The 16519-nt window shown below is 51.3% G+C and carries 14 protein-coding genes and 1 tRNA gene; 10 read left to right on the top strand and 5 right to left on the bottom strand.

Translation table 11 applies throughout. The annotated features are described in order from the left end of the window. Nucleotides 1-437: 437 nt before the first annotated feature. A tRNA-Arg gene (locus HMPREF3119_RS13315) sits at nt 438-512 on the bottom strand. A 192-nt stretch (nt 513-704) separates the two neighbouring features. Then, nucleotides 705-1670: a DNA-binding transcriptional regulator DsdC gene (gene dsdC, locus HMPREF3119_RS13310; protein ID WP_004239828.1), complete on the bottom strand. Its 966-nt coding sequence runs from the start codon at nt 1668-1670 to the stop codon at nt 705-707. Between the two features lie 217 nt (nt 1671-1887). Here dsdC and dsdX point away from each other — a divergent pair, with 217 nt between their 5' ends. Together dsdX and HMPREF3119_RS13300 are read left to right on the top strand one after the other, a co-directional pair. Beyond that, nucleotides 1888-3225, top strand: a complete 1338-nt coding sequence (gene dsdX / locus HMPREF3119_RS13305) for a D-serine transporter DsdX (RefSeq protein ID WP_036417779.1) — start codon at nt 1888-1890, stop codon at nt 3223-3225. A 12-nt stretch (nt 3226-3237) separates the two neighbouring features. After that, the gene (locus HMPREF3119_RS13300) at nt 3238-4572 is read left to right on the top strand and encodes a D-serine ammonia-lyase (protein WP_070579990.1); all 1335 of its coding nucleotides are present in this window, start codon (nt 3238-3240) and stop codon (nt 4570-4572) included. A 65-nt stretch (nt 4573-4637) separates the two neighbouring features. Here HMPREF3119_RS13300 and proC read toward each other — a convergent pair whose 3' ends face one another. Next, entirely contained in the window at nt 4638-5447 is an 810-nt protein-coding gene (gene proC, locus HMPREF3119_RS13295; RefSeq protein WP_070579988.1) for a pyrroline-5-carboxylate reductase, read from the bottom strand. A gap of 182 nt (nt 5448-5629) precedes the next feature. Between proC and mlaA the strand changes: the two genes are divergently transcribed. Continuing rightward, on the top strand, nt 5630-6388 hold the full coding sequence (mlaA, locus tag HMPREF3119_RS13290) for a phospholipid-binding lipoprotein MlaA (RefSeq protein WP_070579986.1): 759 nt from the start codon (nt 5630-5632) through the stop codon (nt 6386-6388). 73 nt (nt 6389-6461) lie between these two features. Here the strand turns inward: mlaA and fadL are convergent, their stop codons facing one another. Next, a complete protein-coding gene (gene fadL, locus HMPREF3119_RS13285) occupies nt 6462-7802 on the bottom strand; it encodes a long-chain fatty acid transporter FadL (RefSeq protein ID WP_004235077.1) in 1341 nt (446 codons plus the stop codon). Between the two features lie 338 nt (nt 7803-8140). Between fadL and HMPREF3119_RS13280 the strand changes: the two genes are divergently transcribed. The 4 genes from HMPREF3119_RS13280 (at nt 8141) to sixA (ending at nt 12823) form a co-directional block, all read left to right on the top strand. Next, the gene (locus tag HMPREF3119_RS13280; RefSeq protein ID WP_004235078.1) at nt 8141-8437 is read left to right on the top strand and encodes a YfcZ/YiiS family protein; all 297 of its coding nucleotides are present in this window, start codon (nt 8141-8143) and stop codon (nt 8435-8437) included. A gap of 211 nt (nt 8438-8648) precedes the next feature. Beyond that, nucleotides 8649-9941 carry an acetyl-CoA C-acyltransferase FadI gene (gene fadI / locus HMPREF3119_RS13275; protein ID WP_070579984.1) on the top strand — a complete coding sequence of 431 codons (1293 nt, stop codon included), beginning with the start codon at nt 8649-8651 and terminating at the stop codon, nt 9939-9941. Between the two features lie 12 nt (nt 9942-9953). Next, entirely contained in the window at nt 9954-12107 is a 2154-nt protein-coding gene (gene fadJ / locus HMPREF3119_RS13270; RefSeq protein ID WP_070579982.1) for a fatty acid oxidation complex subunit alpha FadJ, read from the top strand. Between the two features lie 245 nt (nt 12108-12352). Beyond that, nucleotides 12353-12823 (top strand): phosphohistidine phosphatase SixA, encoded by a 471-nt coding sequence (gene sixA, locus HMPREF3119_RS13265; protein ID WP_036417769.1) that lies wholly within the window; start codon nt 12353-12355, stop codon nt 12821-12823. Here the strand turns inward: sixA and smrB are convergent, their stop codons facing one another. After that, complete coding sequence (smrB, locus tag HMPREF3119_RS13260) at nt 12824-13369, bottom strand: endonuclease SmrB (protein ID WP_004235084.1); 546 nt, start codon at nt 13367-13369, stop codon at nt 12824-12826. Between the two features lie 194 nt (nt 13370-13563). On the opposite strand from smrB, the gene prmB reads away from it, so the two are divergent. The 3 genes from prmB to HMPREF3119_RS13245 all read left to right on the top strand — a co-directional run bounded on the left by prmB (nt 13564) and on the right by HMPREF3119_RS13245 (nt 16514). Then, nucleotides 13564-14493, top strand: a complete 930-nt coding sequence (prmB, locus tag HMPREF3119_RS13255; RefSeq protein ID WP_015422786.1) for a 50S ribosomal protein L3 N(5)-glutamine methyltransferase — start codon at nt 13564-13566, stop codon at nt 14491-14493. Between the two features lie 79 nt (nt 14494-14572). Beyond that, nucleotides 14573-15661: a chorismate synthase gene (aroC, locus tag HMPREF3119_RS13250; protein WP_004235086.1), complete on the top strand. Its 1089-nt coding sequence runs from the start codon at nt 14573-14575 to the stop codon at nt 15659-15661. A 52-nt stretch (nt 15662-15713) separates the two neighbouring features. Further along, complete coding sequence (locus HMPREF3119_RS13245; RefSeq protein WP_004235088.1) at nt 15714-16514, top strand: sulfite exporter TauE/SafE family protein; 801 nt, start codon at nt 15714-15716, stop codon at nt 16512-16514. The last annotated feature ends 5 nt before the right edge of the window (nt 16515-16519 follow it).

Here is a 16519-nt window from a genome sequence, read left to right as displayed (position 1 = left end):
TCACGATAAACGGGCAATACGGGAGTTTGAGCAGATGCGGGCTTCCGGAGCGGAAAGTAACAAAGGAAATGTGCTGTGAGGGTGGGCAGACGGTTATCAGCATTGTTGTTAACAACTGCTGTAAATGCGGGTGTGAATGTAAAGAGCCGGAAAAACCGGAACTGACGTGTCCGCCTGTAACGCCGAAACCTACGTGTCCGCCGGTCACTCAGACATGTACACCGCCGGATACACCGACAACACCAACATTTACTGGTGGGTTTACGCTCGATTTTTGATGCAGCTATAATTTCAAACATTAAATCAGCAATGCCCCGCTAAATTGCGGGGCTTTTTTATCCGGAGGATAGATTATAACTGCCGGGATCACGGACATTTTTTCCGAATCCGGTAAGTCTGGTGTTCATATTGTGGATACGGACAGACGAGCGGTATTTTGGTGTCCCCTGCAGGAATCGAACCTGCAATTAGCCCTTAGGAGGGGCTTGTTATATCCATTTAACTAAGAGGACATGATGTCTGATGGTATGGCCGGTTTTGCGGCGGGTCATATGTTAACGCTCAACCCCGCATTCTATCAAGTCTTTATTTCCGCTTTGTTTTTTCTTCGTTTCCGGTTACCGGTGTGTTTTTTATGTGGTGCGCCGGTCCCGGATGTGCAGATTGAACGCATTACCTGCGGGATCCCGGGTGTCCGGCTGTATTTATGGCAATGTCTTCGTAACCTTTTGTTTCAGCCACGAAATAAAGATATCTGCTTTCGGATTACGCCTGTCTCCAAGCATAGCAAAGTAATATCGCTGACTGCATGTCAGTGAAATATCGCCGAAGGGCATCACCAGCATCCTGCTCTGAATACGTTTTTCCACCAGTTGTTTACGTCCCATCGCGACACCGGCATGATTCATCGCTGCCACAATCGCCAAATCTGAACGATCAAAACACAGATTGCGCCGGTGAGGGAATAAATCAGGCTGATAGTGTTCACTCCAGGCTTTCCATTCGTCGTAATCCGAGTTACTGCTCCATGCCTGGCGGTCATGCAATAACATGCAGTTCCTGAGCTGATGAATATTGTTATGCAGCTCATAACGTTTCGCATATTCCGGGCTGCAAACCGGCACGATCGATTCTGACATCAAATCTTCGCAATAGAGATTAGGTCTTGATATATCGTCGTAATAAATTGCGATATCAATACCATAGCCGCGGAAATTGACATCATCATTACCGGTTAACAGATTCAGCTGAATAGCAGGGTATTGATCTGTAAAATCCGCTATCCCCGGAATCAGCCAGCATTGCGCCAGAGACGGGCGGGAATAGACCGTTAACTCGCCGGAAATTTCCTGATTTTTGATATCAATGATTTCCTGGTTAATGTCATCCAGGTTTTTCCGTAATGCCCAGTAGATGCGTTCACCGTCTGATGTGAGTTCAACCCGCCGGTGAAAACGCTCAAATAACCGGAAACCCAGTTCACTTTCGAGGGTGTTGATACGGTGGCTTACCGCGCCGGGCGTCAGCGCCAGTTCCTGTGCTGCCAGAGCAAATGAACAGTGCCGTGCCGCTGCTTCGAAAGTATGCAGGCGTGACAGCTGATGACCCGATACCCGCTTGTTTCGCCGCAGGGATCCCGATGGTTCATACCGGTTTATATCCGATGACATAGCCGCTCCCTTTTTATTATGCAGGATGATTTTACATAAAGAATACCGCGTTTAAGGTGAATTTATATGATGCAATTCACGGAAAAAGTGCTGATTTTGATAAATGTCACGCATTTGAGTTAACCCAGCTAACCCAAGGCCCCGGTTTCATCGTTTGTCACCCCTGAATATTTATTATCCAATGAATGCACAACAACAATATAACCAGGGGTAGGATATGGACTCTGTAATGTGGATGATCGGCACGCTGGTTTTCAGTATCTTGCTGATTATTATTTCAATTATTAAATTTAAGTTTCACCCGTTTTTAGCACTGCTGCTCACCAGCTTTTTTGTCGGTATCGCCATGAATATGGAACCGCAGGATATGGTCAGCGCCATCGAAAACGGGATTGGCGGGACACTCGGATTTTTGGCGGCCATTATCGGACTGGGAACCATACTCGGGAAGATGATGGAAATATCCGGCGCTGCTGAGCGAATCGGGATCACGCTGGAAAAATGCCGCTGGTTAAGTCCCGACGTCACCATGATATTGATTGGCCTTATCTGTGGTATCACGCTGTTTGTTGAGGTCGGGGTTGTGTTACTGATCCCGCTGGCATTTTCGATTGCCAAAAAAACAAATACCTCATTATTAAAACTGGCGATTCCGTTATGTACGGCTCTGATGGCCGTACACTGCATTATTCCGCCGCATCCTGCTGCGTTATTTGTCACCAATGAACTCGGCGCGGATATCGGAACGGTGATAGTGGCCGGGTTAGTGGTGGGGCTGGTTGCATCGCTGATTGGCGGGCCGCTGTTCCTGAAATTTTTGGGGGATCGTTTACCGCTCAAAGTTGTACCGGCCGCGTTTGCTGACCTGAAAGTCCGTGAAGAAAAAGATTTACCCTCATTAGGCGCGGCGTTATTTACGGTTCTGCTGCCGATTGTGCTCATGCTGATCAAAACAACCGCTGATTTAAACATGAGCAAAGATAGCCCGTTATTCATCTTTTTATTGTTTATCGGTAATCCGATAACTGCGATGTTTATCGCCGCTTTTGCCGCTTATTACGTATTGGGTATCCGCCGGAATATGGGAATGAGCGTCCTGCTCAGCAAAACAGAAGAAAGTTTTAGTTCGATTGCGAATATCTTGTTGATTATCGGGGCGGGAGGTGCATTTAACGGCATCCTGAAAGGCAGCGGGCTGAGTGATTCTCTGGCACTGGTGCTGTCCGGTATCGATATACACCCGATTTTACTTGCCTGGCTGGTGGCTATCATTCTTCATGCCGCAGTCGGATCAGCAACGGTCGCCATGATGGGCGCGACTGCAATCGTGGCTCCGCTGATGCCGCTGTACCCGCACATCAGCCCTGAAATTATGACGCTGGCTATCGGCTCCGGGGCAATCGGCTGCACCATTGTGACTGATTCCTTATTCTGGCTGGTGAAACAATATTGTAATGCCACGCTGGCGGAAACATTCCGTTATTACAGTGTCGCCACGCTGATTGCATCCGTTGTCGCGCTGGCCGGCACCTTTGCACTTTCCTATGTGATTTAAAAGAGAGTAATGATGACTCAGATTAATATTGAAAAGTTAATTGCTGACTATCCATTGGTTCAGAAACTGATTGATTTAAAACAGGTGGCATGGTTTAACCCCGGCGTAACCACCACGGAAGCGGGTTTGCCGTATGTGGGACTAACGCTTGAGGATGTGAAGGATGCACAAGCACGCTTAAGCCGCTTTGCCCCGTATCTGATGAAAGCATTTCCTGAAACACAGGTCATGCAGGGGATCATTGAATCTGAAGCGGTAGCGATTCCGGAGATGCAGGCAGCTCTTGCGGCACGCTATCAGACGCCGCTGACAGGGAAAATGTATCTCAAGAAAGACAGTCATCTGCCGATTTCCGGTTCGATAAAAGCGCGTGGCGGGATCTATGAAGTACTGACCCATGCGGAAAAATTAGCGCTGGAGGCAGGATTGCTGTCAACCGGTGATGATTATGCGGTGTTATTCTCGGATAAATTCAGGCAGTTTTTCAGTCAGTATCGTATTGCTGTCGGATCAACCGGTAACTTAGGGATGTCCATCGGCATTATGAGCGCGAAGCTGGGTTTCAGTGTCAGTGTGCACATGTCTGCGGATGCCAGACAATGGAAAAAAGACAAATTACGTTCTCACGGTGTCAATGTCGTTGAATATGAACAGGATTACAGTATCGCAGTGGAGCAGGGGCGTAAGGAAGCCGAAAAAGATCCGTCCTGCTTCTTTATTGATGATGAGAACTCCTCCACACTCTTTTTAGGTTATGCGGTGGCGGGTCTGCGGCTGAAAAAGCAATTTGCTGAAAAGGGAATTACCGTTGATGAGCAGCATCCGCTGTTTGTGTATTTACCGTGCGGCGTCGGCGGGGGGCCCGGCGGTGTTGCATTCGGATTAAAACTGGCATTTGGAGATGCGGTGCATTGTTTCTTTGCGGAACCGACACATTCACCCTGTATGCTGCTCGGGGTGCATACCGGTCTTCATGATGCCATCTCTGTTCAGGAAATCGGTATTGATAATATTACTGCGGCCGATGGGCTTGCGGTCGGCCGGGCATCCGGATTTGTCGGCCGGGCCATGGAGCGGCTGATCGACGGTTATTACACCATTGACGATGCGGAAATGTATAACCTGTTAGGATTGCTTGATCAGACGGAAGCTATCCGGCTGGAACCTTCCGCTTTAGCGGGCATGCCCGGTTGTGTGCATGTGACCCGGAATCAGGCGTATTTACAGGCTGAATCGCTGGCACCGGAACGGATGGCGAATGCCACACATCTGGTCTGGGCAACCGGCGGCGGCATGGTTCCGGAAGATGAGATGCAGAAATATTTATCACAGGCCAAAGGTAACTGACAGGGCGGTGAGCAACTGAACAGACCGGGACCGGCGCGATTGTTGCCGGTTCCGGTATCAGGTGATTATTTACGGCTCATTTCCTGTGATTTTTCTGTCGCACTGCGGACACCGGCTATCACCGCCTGACGTAAACCCATTTCTTCCAGTTTGATGACTGCTTCAATCGTGGTGCCGCCCGGCGAGCAGACCATATCTTTCAGTTCGCCCGGATGTTTGCCGGTTTCGAGAACCATTTTTGCCGCCCCCATTACGGTTTGTGCTGCAAACTCATAGGCTTGTTTACGCGGCATACCGCCAGCCACAGCCGCATCTGCCATTGCTTCAATAAACATAAAAACATACGCAGGAGCAGATCCGCTGACGCCGATCACGGCATCAATCAGTGATTCCGGTACTAATTCGGCATGTCCGAAACTGCGGCACAGTGACATTACCAGCTCAGTTTCTTCATCCGTCAGATAAGCATTAACGGTAACGGATGTCATCCCGGCATTGACCAGCGCGGGAGTATTCGGCATCAGACGGACCACTTTGGCGGATGACGGCAGGGCGGCTTCCAGAGCTTCCAGAGTCACACCGGCGGCCATTGAAACAATAAGGGTATCCGCTTTAAGGCAAGGGGAAATATCACGTAATACACCGGGAACGGCGTAAGGCTTTACACCTATAAAAATAATATCGGATTGTTCCGCCACCCGCTGAGCCTGTGTCTCACCGTGAACACCGAATTCCTGCGCCACGCGGTCGGTACTGGCCGGGCTGTGGTTATGTACAAAAACAGTATCAGGGGAAATAATTTTTCCTGAAATCAGGCCGTTAAGGATGGCTTTTCCCATATTTCCGCAACCAATAAATCCGACTTTTTTATTCATGATGGCTCCTGTATTGCTGACAAAGACTGACCTGAAGAGCAGGATACCACTCTGTGCTGCCGGGGTAACCCGGTAATTTCGGCATGATTTACATACACAAATATACAAAATCCGGGTAATATTGACCTATTATAGATACGTGAAACTGTAAATTTTGCTCACGTTTTGGCATGGAGAAACATATGAAGTATCAGGTAAGTGGCCTGACACTTGCTGCGGTGCTGCTGATTGGCGGGGGCGCAAGTTCGGATCAGACACCGAGAACGCGCAGTGATCCGCTTGAAGGATTTAACCGCTCAATGTTCAATTTTAACTATAACGTGCTGGATCCTTATGTGCTCAGACCGGTGGCGGTTGCCTGGCGCGATTATGTTCCGACACCGGCACGAAACGGCACCATCAACTTCCTCGGTAACCTCGAAGAACCGGCCAGTATGGTCAACAATTTTCTGCGCGGGGATTTTTACCAGGGATTTAAGCACTTTAACCGCTTCTTCCTTAACACCGTCTTTGGCCTGGGCGGCCTGATTGATGTCGCGTCTATGGCGAACCCTGAACTGGCGAAAACGGAACCGGCCCGGTTTGGTAATACCCTGGGTTATTATGGTATGGGTTATGGTCCGTATGTGGTTATTCCGGGTTATGGCGGCGCAACACCGCGCGTGGATGGCGGCGACTGGCTGGATACCACGTATCCGATGCTGAGTTATCTGACTATCTGGATGGGTGTCGGTAAATGGGCTATCGAAGGGATCGACAACCGTGCTCAGGCACTGGACGCGGAAGGTGTGCTGCATAACTCCAGCGACCCGTATCTGATGATGCGTGAAGCGTATTTCCAGCGTAATGATTTCCTGGCTTCCGGCGGGGCACTGAAAGTGCAGGAAAACCCGAATGCGGCAGCGATTGCCGATGAGCTGGATTCTATCGACAGCGAATAATGTGCTGGTGGCAGACAAATAAAAAAGTTCTGGTCAGTGACCAGAACTTTTTTTATGCATTCAGACCGGAAAATCAGAAGCTGTAGTTAAAGTTAACACCGTATAACCAGGCTTTACCGGAGGAGCTGAATTCGTAGTTTGGCATTTGCAGGTTCGGGTTACCCAATTTGCCACCGATAGCTGCAAGCTGATCTTTACTCATCAGCGGCTCAGAGATATTAACTTTACGCCCGTGCATATAGGCGACACCAACATCAACAGACGCATCTTTGTTGAAGGCGTAGGTTGAGCCCAGGCTGAACCAGATACGATCCTGGTCCGGAATAGAGATAGAGCGGTTGTTTGCCGGGACCGGGCTGTCATCAAAGGCAATACCACCACGGAAGGTCCAGTTATCATCATGATAATAAGTGGTACCTAATGCTACGCGGTATGCATTTTTGAAACCTTCATGCTTTTCAAACAGAACGCCGCCGTTACCTTTATCTGTCGCTTTCAGCTCCTGGAATGAATCCCAGCCGGTGTAAGCAAAGGTATAATGAACCGCCCATTTTGGTGCAACGCGGTGATAAGCGGAGAATTCCCAGATATCCGGTAAATTCAGATCCAGTTTACCTTTGGTGGAGCGGTCAAGAAGACCCGGAATGTTTTGGGTGAAATCACCGTCTTTAAATTTCACAGTGACTTTAGAGCGATATGTCAGACTGAAACGGTTATCTTTATCCAGCTCATATAACATCCCCGCATTCCAGCCGTAACCCCAGCCGTCTCCTTTCAGTTTGGCGAGGTTAGAGTTTGCAGGAATTTTTGCTAATGCAGGATTTTTGGTCAGCCCGGCTGCAACCTGGCCCAGCTCACCGGTATGACGCGAAATTTCCGCATCAGCATAAACGGCATTCAGTCCCAGACCAAAGCTGAAGTTATCATTCAGACGATAAGCACCGGCCACGTTAAAGTTGGCCGTCACGAGATCGGTTTTGCCGCCGATAGCACCGGCAGAGTAATTATCTTTAAATTCTGTTGCCAGACCAAAGTTTGTGGTGGTTGATGCACCGACTGACCATTTTTCATTAATCGGCATAATAAAATGCAGATTCGGGACAACCGCGCTTGGCGCGATATCTTTGGCATCAGTGCTGTTACCGGTCAGCGGGGATTTACCGCTGATATCCACTGACGGGTTGATCAGGATCGCACCGGCGGACATGGACGGGCGATCAAATAATGTCATTGCTGCCGGGTTACGGCTGCCGACGCTGGCATCATCTGCCACGGCACCTTCCCCTGAAAACGCACGTCCGAGTGCAGACGTGGAATACTCATTTAATTGAAAACCCGCCGCAAAAGCCTGAGTTGCTGTTAATGAAACTGCCACTGCCAGTGCTGAACGAGTGAACAGGTTTTTCTGGTTCATGACCAAAACCCTCTTGTTTATTTTGTTTATGTACTACTTTGGTAGTTAGAAGTAGCGCTGGATTGTATGTTTGCTTGTTGATATGACAAATCAGACCAGTTGACAGAGTATAGAATCAGCATACTGAAATGTTATTTTTTTGTACGAAAATAAGCGGATTGAGATGCAAAAATGCGATTTGGATTACAAAAATTTAACAATAACGTGGTTTTTGAGAGCAAAAAGTGGCTTTAGCCCGAGTAGATCAAACAATAGATTGAATTTTTATGGTTTACTTTGATAAATGGTATGATTCAGTACTAAGACTGCAGGCTATTTTTAACTAACGGGAGACTGAAATGGCTGACGAAAAAAAACTGTGCAGCGCAGAAGAAACCGCAGCATGCTGCTGTGTGGATGTAGGCACTATTATTGATAACGAAAGCTGCACCTCTTCTTTCGAGCGCGTATTTGCATCTAAAGCAGACGCTGAGCAGATGATGGCAGCACTGACTGCCAAAGCAAATGCAGCAGCATCTGAACCATGCAAAATCCACAGCGAATATAAAGAAACGGCTGACGGCGTTCTGCTGAAAGCGGATTTCACTTTCAGCTGCCAGGCTGAAACACTGATCTTTGAACTGGGTCTGCGTTAATTCATCAGAATAATACGCAAACTAAATTCAGGCCTCCGGTGAATGCGGGGGCCTTTTTTATCGTTTTTTTTTGTCATAAAAAGTTTATTTCCTGAGCCACCTCGCAGTTTTCAGTTATTCACATTGCGTGAATGCAACACGATGTTAACAATATCAGCAGGTCAGACCACCGGCAGTTCGTGATAACCTCTCATCATGTAAGGATGAACGAATGAAGCAGGCACAGGCAGAACGCATTGCAGTTGTTGACGGATTACGAACACCGTTTGCCCGGCAGTCCACGGTATACCGTGATATCCCGGCGGTTGAACTTGGCCGGGCGGTGGTGCAGGAACTCCTTTTTCGCCAGTCATTTCCGGCAGAACTGGTTGACCTTGTCGTTTTCGGCCAGGTGATCCAAATGCCTGCCGCGCCCAATATTGCCCGTGAAATTGTGCTCAGTACCGGGTTGCCGGTAACCACAGATGCGTATTCAGTAACCCGTGCCTGTGCCACCAGTTTTCAGGCCATCGCCAATGCGGCACAGGCGATACAGTGCGGACAGAATCAGATAGCTGTCGCAGGCGGGGCAGATTCCGCCTCTGTGCTCCCGATTGGTGTATCACGCAAACTGGCCGGAGTATTGCTGGATCTCAGTAAAGCCCGGAAATTATCGCAGAAACTCCGGTTGCTGGCCGCATTGCGGCCGCGCGACCTCCTGCCTGTTGCCCCTGCGGTGGCGGAATATTCCACTGGTCTGCGCATGGGCGATACCGCCGAACAGATGGCAAAACGTTACCATATCAGCCGTCAGGCACAGGATGCGTTCGCCCATCAGTCACATCAGGCCGCCACGCAGGCGTGGACATCCGGTGTTCTGCGCGATGAGGTGATGACCGCCCGTTTTCCGCCGTTCAGTCAGGTATGTGAAGAAGACAATACTTTGCGGAAAAACTCTCTGCCCGGCAGCTATGCACAACTGAAACCGGCATTTGATAAACGTCACGGTACAGTGACAGCGGCAAACAGCACACCACTGACAGACGGCGCGGCAGCCGTATTGATGATGACCGAAGTCCGCGCCCGTGAACTCGGGCTGACGCCGCTGGGCTTTCTGCGCAGTTATGCATTTACGGGTAACGCAGTGCAGGAAGATATGCTGCTGGGGCCGTCGTATGCCGCACCGCTGGCTCTCGATCGCGCCGGTCTGACATTATCTGACCTGACACTGATTGATATGCATGAAGCTTTTGCAGCCCAGGTTCTGACTAACCTGCACTGTTTTGCCAGTGAGGACTTTGCCCGTGAAAAACTCAACCGGACAGCGGCGTTGGGAGAAGTGGATCCGGCGCGGTTTAATGTGCTCGGCGGGTCAATTGCCTACGGACATCCTTTTGCGGCTACCGGTGCCAGGATGGTGACACAGACACTGCGGGAGCTGCAGCGGCGGGGCGGCGGTTTTGCAATGACCACGGCCTGTGCGGCGGGCGGACTCGGCGTGGCGATGATCTGGGAAACGGAATAAGACGGGAGACTGATGATGACACAACATGATGAAACACCTTCTGCCTTCCGCCTGACTGTGCGTCCGGATCACACCGGGGTCATCACGATTGATGTCCCGGGTGAAAAAGTGAATACCCTGAAGGCGGAGTTTGCCGCACAGTTTGAGGCAGTACTGCGTGATGCCCGGCAAATCCCGGGATTACGGGCAATGGTGATTATCTCCGGTAAACCGGATACGTTTATCGCCGGTGCGGACATTCATATGATAGCCGGATGTACAGAGGCCGCACAGGCGCAGGCACTGTCTGAATCCGGTCAGCGGTTATTTAATCTGATTGAAAATTATCCTCTGCCGGTCGTGGCAGCGATTCACGGTAGTTGTCTTGGCGGCGGACTTGAGCTGGCAATGGCCTGTCACAGTCGTGTTGTCACAGACAGTGATAAAACCCGGCTGGGGCTGCCGGAAGTTCAGTTGGGTCTGTTACCCGGCTCCGGCGGTACACAACGTCTTCCTGCCCTGATCGGGCTGGTGGCCGCCCTGGATATGATGCTGACCGGGCGGCAGTTACGGGCAAAGCAGGCAGTCAAAATGCGGCTGGCCGATGATATTGTTCCGCCGGACATTTTACTGGAGACAGCGGTGGCTCGTGCTTTGTCGGCAAATCCGGCACAGCGGGATCCGGTACCTTTCCGGCAGAGACTGGAAAAAATGAAGGGACTGCGGGATATCATCTTTCGTATAACCCGCAGTCAGGTTCACCGCCGCAGTGGCGGACACTATCCGGCGGCTGAACAGATTATTGACGTGGTGCAGTGCGGCCTTGAAAAAGGCCGGGAGGCCGGGTTTAAAGCCGAAGCCGCGGCATTCGGTAAACTGGCGGTTACCCCGGTATCCGGTGCACTCCGTCATCTCTTTTTTGCCTCAACCGCACTGAAAAAAGAGTCTGCCGATGGGGTAAAACCCGCAGAACTGCATCATGTGGCGGTGCTGGGCGGCGGGCTGATGGGGGCGGGAATTGCCGCGATTACCCGTCAGCGCGCAGGGCTTCCGGTCAGAATCAAAGATGTTTCGCAGGAAGGGGCAAATAAAGCACTGGCTTTTTTCTGGCAGCATCTGAGCAAACAGGTTAAACGCAGACGGCTCTCCCCGCGTGAGCGGACACAACTGATGAGCGGCATGACCGGCACTACGGATTACCGGGGATTTCACCGCATTGATTTTGTGGCGGAAGCGGTTTTCGAATCGCTGGCACTGAAACAACAGATGATTGCTGAGATCGAGGCAGTGACATCACCGGATACTATTTTTGCCTCGAACACCTCGTCACTGCCTATCCGTGATATTGCTGCCAGGGCATCACGGCCTGAAAAGGTGATTGGTTTACATTATTTCAGCCCGGCCGAAAAAATGCCGCTGGCGGAGATTATCCCCCATGAAGGCACTGATGCGGTGACACTGGCAACCACGCTGCAACTGGCGCGCAGACAGGGAAAAACAGCGATTGTGGTTGGTGATAAAGCCGGGTTTTATGTTAACCGGATTCTGGCACCTTATATTACAGAAGCGTTACGTTGTCTGACGGAAGGTGAACCGCCGGAAAAAATTGATAAAGCGCTGACTGATTTCGGTTTTCCGATCGGGCCGGTAGCACTGCTGGACGAAGTGGGCATTGATGTCGGTACAAAAATTATGCCGGTGCTGGAAGCCGCATTTGGTGAGCGGTTTGCACTGCCGCCGCAGCTGGATGCGCTTTTCCGTGACAACCGGCTGGGCAGGAAAAACAAACGCGGATTTTATGATTACACCCCGTTACCGTGGTGGAAACGCTGTGGCCGCAAGGCACCGCGTAAAGCGGATAAAGCGATTTATCCGTTGCTGGGTATCACCGTACAGGAGTGTCTGACATCACAGGAAATCACAGAGCGCTGCCTGATGATGATGTTAAATGAGGCTGTAAGGACGCTGGATGAACAGGTTATCCGTTCACCGGCGGACGGGGATGCCGGCGCGGTGTTTGGTATTGGTTTTCCGCCGTTCCTCGGCGGACCGTTTTATTATATGGACAGCGTATCAGCCGTTGTTATGACAGAAAAACTGACGGCACTGGCGGCACGTTACGGTGATCGCTTCACACCGTGTGAGGCATTACAGCAGCGGGCTGCGGATAACCGCCGTTTTTACTGAGGAAGTGCAGTGAAGTCACTGAGAACAAGGGGCGGTTGTTTCATTTTTCTGAACAGGTTCTGAACAAAATTCAGGTTTATCTCTGTGCTGAATCATTTTAATTATGATTAATTTGAGGCAGAATGCCTTTCACCTCCCCTGACGGGGACACAGAAATAACGATAATTTTAAACAGATCATTCTTTGATGTGATACGGCCCGGGGATTCAGACATGACCGTATCCGTCCTGTTCAGACGGTGACGTATGCAAGTTCTTATTATGCGACATGGCGATGCTGCTTTGCAGGCCGCCAGTGATTCAGTCCGGCCCCTTACCGCAAAAGGGATAACAGATTCCCGCTGCATGGCAAAATGGCTCGCCGGGCAGCACGTTCAGATTGATACCGTTCTGGTCAGCCCGTATCTGCGGGCAGAGCAGACACTGACCGAAATCCGTGATGCGCTGAGTTTACCTGCTCAGGAAGAGGTGATGCCGGGACTGACGCCCTCCGGGAATGCGGAGAATGTGGCGGATTATATCCGTTTTCTGGCGGAAGAAGGGCGCAATGGGGTGCTGGTGGTATCGCATCTGCCGCTGGTCGGTTATCTGGTAGCGGCATTGTGTCCGCAGGAAACGGCACCGATGTTTGCAACATCGTCAGTTGCCTGTATTGAACTGGGTGATGACGGACGCGGCACACTGCTCTGGCACCGCGGTCCCGGACAGATTGACTGATTACTCGCGCCGGGCGGTTTCAGCAATCTCAATCAGCAGCAGTAATGCTGCGGTACCGCCCCATTCCTTAGGGGCCTGGTGAAAGGCAATCACATCCGGGTGTTGTGCCAGCCATAACGGTGTCTGTTGTTTCAGTACATGCTTGCCGTGCCCGTGCATAATACAGACACAATAGGTGTTTTCACGGCGGGCTGCGGCTATCAGGGCACCGATCTCCTGTTTGGCCTGAAGCTGGGTCAGCCCGTGCAGATCCAAAAACAGCTCCGGCACATAATCCCCGCGACGCAGTTTTTTCAGCTCATACGGGCTGGCATTTTCCCGCAGATAGCGCGCCGGGCCGTCCATATCCAGGTTCGGGCGGTATTCATCAGAGAAATAGAAACTGGCATCAATCTGATCCTGCAACAGCCGTTCAGGCGCAATTTTGGTTACACCTGCCCGTGGTTTCGGGTGTACCACAATATCCTGTCTGATTTTACGTGTCCCGCTGATGGCCTCTTTGAACAGGTTCAGGTCATCATCAGTCAGGGGCGTCTTCTTTTTCATAACATCTCATCACTCAGTATTTTCCATAGTGTAACTGATTTTTTTACGGATGTTGACGCTATACTGCCGGTCTCCGCTGACAGGAGCCGCCGGAAAATTGCCGCGCATTTCACAAGATATGCTGATTTAGCAGCGACTTCATGGCAAACTACGCTATCAGATATCTTATTTTGTTTTACCCCGCCGGAGGCACTTTGGATAAAATTTACGTTGATGAAGCCGTCAGTGAGCTTCACACGCTGCAGGATATGCTGCGCTGGGCAATGAGCCGTTTTAATGCGGCCAATATTTACTATGGCCACGGCACAGATAATGCCTGGGATGAAGCCCTCCAGCTGGTACTGCCGACACTGTTTCTGCCTCTGGATTTACCCGCTGAACTGTATCAGTCCCGGCTGACCTCCTCAGAGCGTCACCGCATTGTGGAGCGCGTACTGCGCCGGATCACCGAGCGCGTACCGGTGCCGTACCTGACTAACCGTTCCTGGTTCTGCGGCCATGAATTTTATGTCGATGAGCGCGTGCTGATCCCGCGTTCACCGATTGGTGAGCTGATTAACAATCACTTTGCAGGATTGCTGGATGCAGAACCGGAAACGATTCTCGATCTCTGCACCGGCAGCGGTTGTATCGCAATTGCCTGCGCATATGAGTTCCCGGATGCGGAAGTGGACGCGGCAGACATCTCTGCCGATGTGCTGGAAGTCACAGAAATGAACATTGAGAATCATGGCTTATCTCACCGTGTGGTGCCGATGCGTTCAGATCTGTTCAACGATCTGCCCGGGGTGAAATATGACCTGATTGTCACCAATCCGCCGTATGTGGATGCGGAAGATATGAGTGACCTGCCGGATGAATTCCGCATAGAACCAGAGCTGGCGCTGGCTGCAGGCAGTGACGGACTGAAACTGGTACGCCGGATCCTCGCCAATGCGCCGGATTATATGTCAGAAGATGCGGTGCTGATTTGTGAGGTCGGTAACAGTCAGGTGCACCTGATGGCCGAATTCCCGGAAGTGCCGTTTATCTGGCTGTCATTTGAAAACGGGGGTGACGGTGTCTTTATGTTAACTCGTGATCAATTAGCAGAACATCATGACGCTTTTAAACTTTTCAAATAACCGTTCCTCCTGTAGGAATAGAAACATAAAAACAGGTTAAAACCATTCACTTGCACACAATCAGAGACAGGAAAACACGATGGCCGGAAACAGTATCGGCGAACTTTTTCGCGTAACCACCTTTGGTGAATCACACGGCCCGGCGCTGGGTTGTATTGTTGACGGCGTACCGCCGGGACTGGCGCTGACTGAAGCCGATATGCAGGCAGATCTTGACCGCCGCCGTCCGGGCACATCCCGCTATACCACGCAGCGCCGTGAGCCGGACCAGGTCAGAATTCTGTCAGGGGTATTTGAAGGAAAAACCACCGGAACCAGTATCGGGCTGCTGATTGAAAATACCGATCAGCGCTCACAGGATTACGGTGCCATCAAAGATCTCTTCCGGCCGGGACACGCGGATTACACCTATGAGCAGAAGTACGGCTTTCGTGACTACCGCGGCGGCGGCCGTTCATCAGCCCGTGAAACGGCGATGCGCGTGGCGGCCGGGGCTATTGCCAAAAAGTACCTGCATGAGAAATTCGGTGTGACAGTCCGTGCCTGTCTGACTCAGATGGGAGATATCAAATGTGATATCCGCGACTGGGCACTGGCAGAGCAAAATCCGTTTTTCTGTCCTGATGAACGTCAGCTGGATGCGCTGGATGAATTATTGCGCGGCCTGAAAAAAGAGGGAGATTCCATCGGTGCGAAAGTCACGGTAGTGGCGGAAAACGTCCCGGCGGGTCTGGGTGAACCGGTCTTTGATCGTCTGGATGCGGATCTGGCGCATGCGCTGATGAGCATCAACGCGGTGAAAGGCGTCGAAATCGGGGACGGATTCGGTGTGGTTAACCTCAAAGGCAGCGAAAACCGGGATGAAATTTATCAGACCGGCTTTACCGGCAATCACGCTGGCGGCATTCTCGGCGGCATCAGCAGCGGCCAGCCAATCATCGCGCATATTGCCCTGAAACCGACATCATCGATTACCGTTCCCGGTAATACGCTGAACCGGCAGGGCGAAGAGGTGGCTATGATCACCAAAGGGCGTCATGACCCCTGTGTCGGGATACGTGCTGTGCCGATTGCCGAAGCAATGACAGCGATTGTGCTGCTCGATCACCTTCTGCGTCACCGCGGACAATGTGCGGATGTCACGCCGCCGTTACCGGCCTGGTCATGATTTAAACAGACGTCCCGGGTATTGCGCCCGGGATTTTATTGGCAGGTAAAAAATGGAATGGTTTCAGTTCGGTGTTGAAATCTATATATTGCTGTTCTTTGTTGCTCTGATTGCCGGGTTTATTGATGCGATTGCCGGAGGCGGCGGATTACTGACAATCCCGGCGCTGCTGGCTGTCGGCGTACCGCCGGTGCAGGCACTGGCGACCAACAAATTACAGGCGGTCGGCGGCTCTTTCTCTGCCAGTTTCTATTTTGTCCGGCGCAAAGCGGTGGATCTTGCGGGGCAACGGGTGCCGATAATGATGACGCTGATTGGCGCGGTTATCGGCTCCGGGCTGGTGCAGTTTGTGAATCCGGAATTCCTCCGCCAGTTGCTGCCGCTGCTGGTGATTGCCATCGGCCTCTATTTCCTGCTGACACCCTCCATTGGTGCTGCTGACCAGAAACAGCGCCTGATGCCGTTTGCCTTCGGCTGTACCGCCGGTATCGGCATTGGTTTTTATGACGGTGTTTTCGGGCCGGGCGCGGGCTCTTTTTATGCACTGGCGTATGTGACCCTGGCCGGTTTTAACCTGGCGAAAGCCACCGCTCACGCCAAAGTGCTGAACTTTGCCTCTAACGTCGGTTCACTCTCATTCTTTATTTTCAGCGGTCATGTTATCTGGCTGATGGGCTTTGCCATGCTGGGCGGACAGCTTATCGGTGCCCGCCTCGGTGCCCGTATGGTGCTGAGCCGCGGACAAAAACTGATCCGGCCGATGCTGGTAACTGTCTCTTTCCTGATGAGCATCAAACTGATTTATGACAATCACGGCGATACTATCAGTACGTGGCTGTCTCAGCTTTTTTAATTTTC

The organism is Morganella sp. HMSC11D09, from assembly GCF_001807955.1.
GTDB lineage: Bacteria > Pseudomonadota > Gammaproteobacteria > Enterobacterales > Enterobacteriaceae > Morganella > Morganella morganii.
Note: the sequence above shows the minus strand (reverse complement) of the source record. Positions and strands in the feature narration are given on the sequence as shown.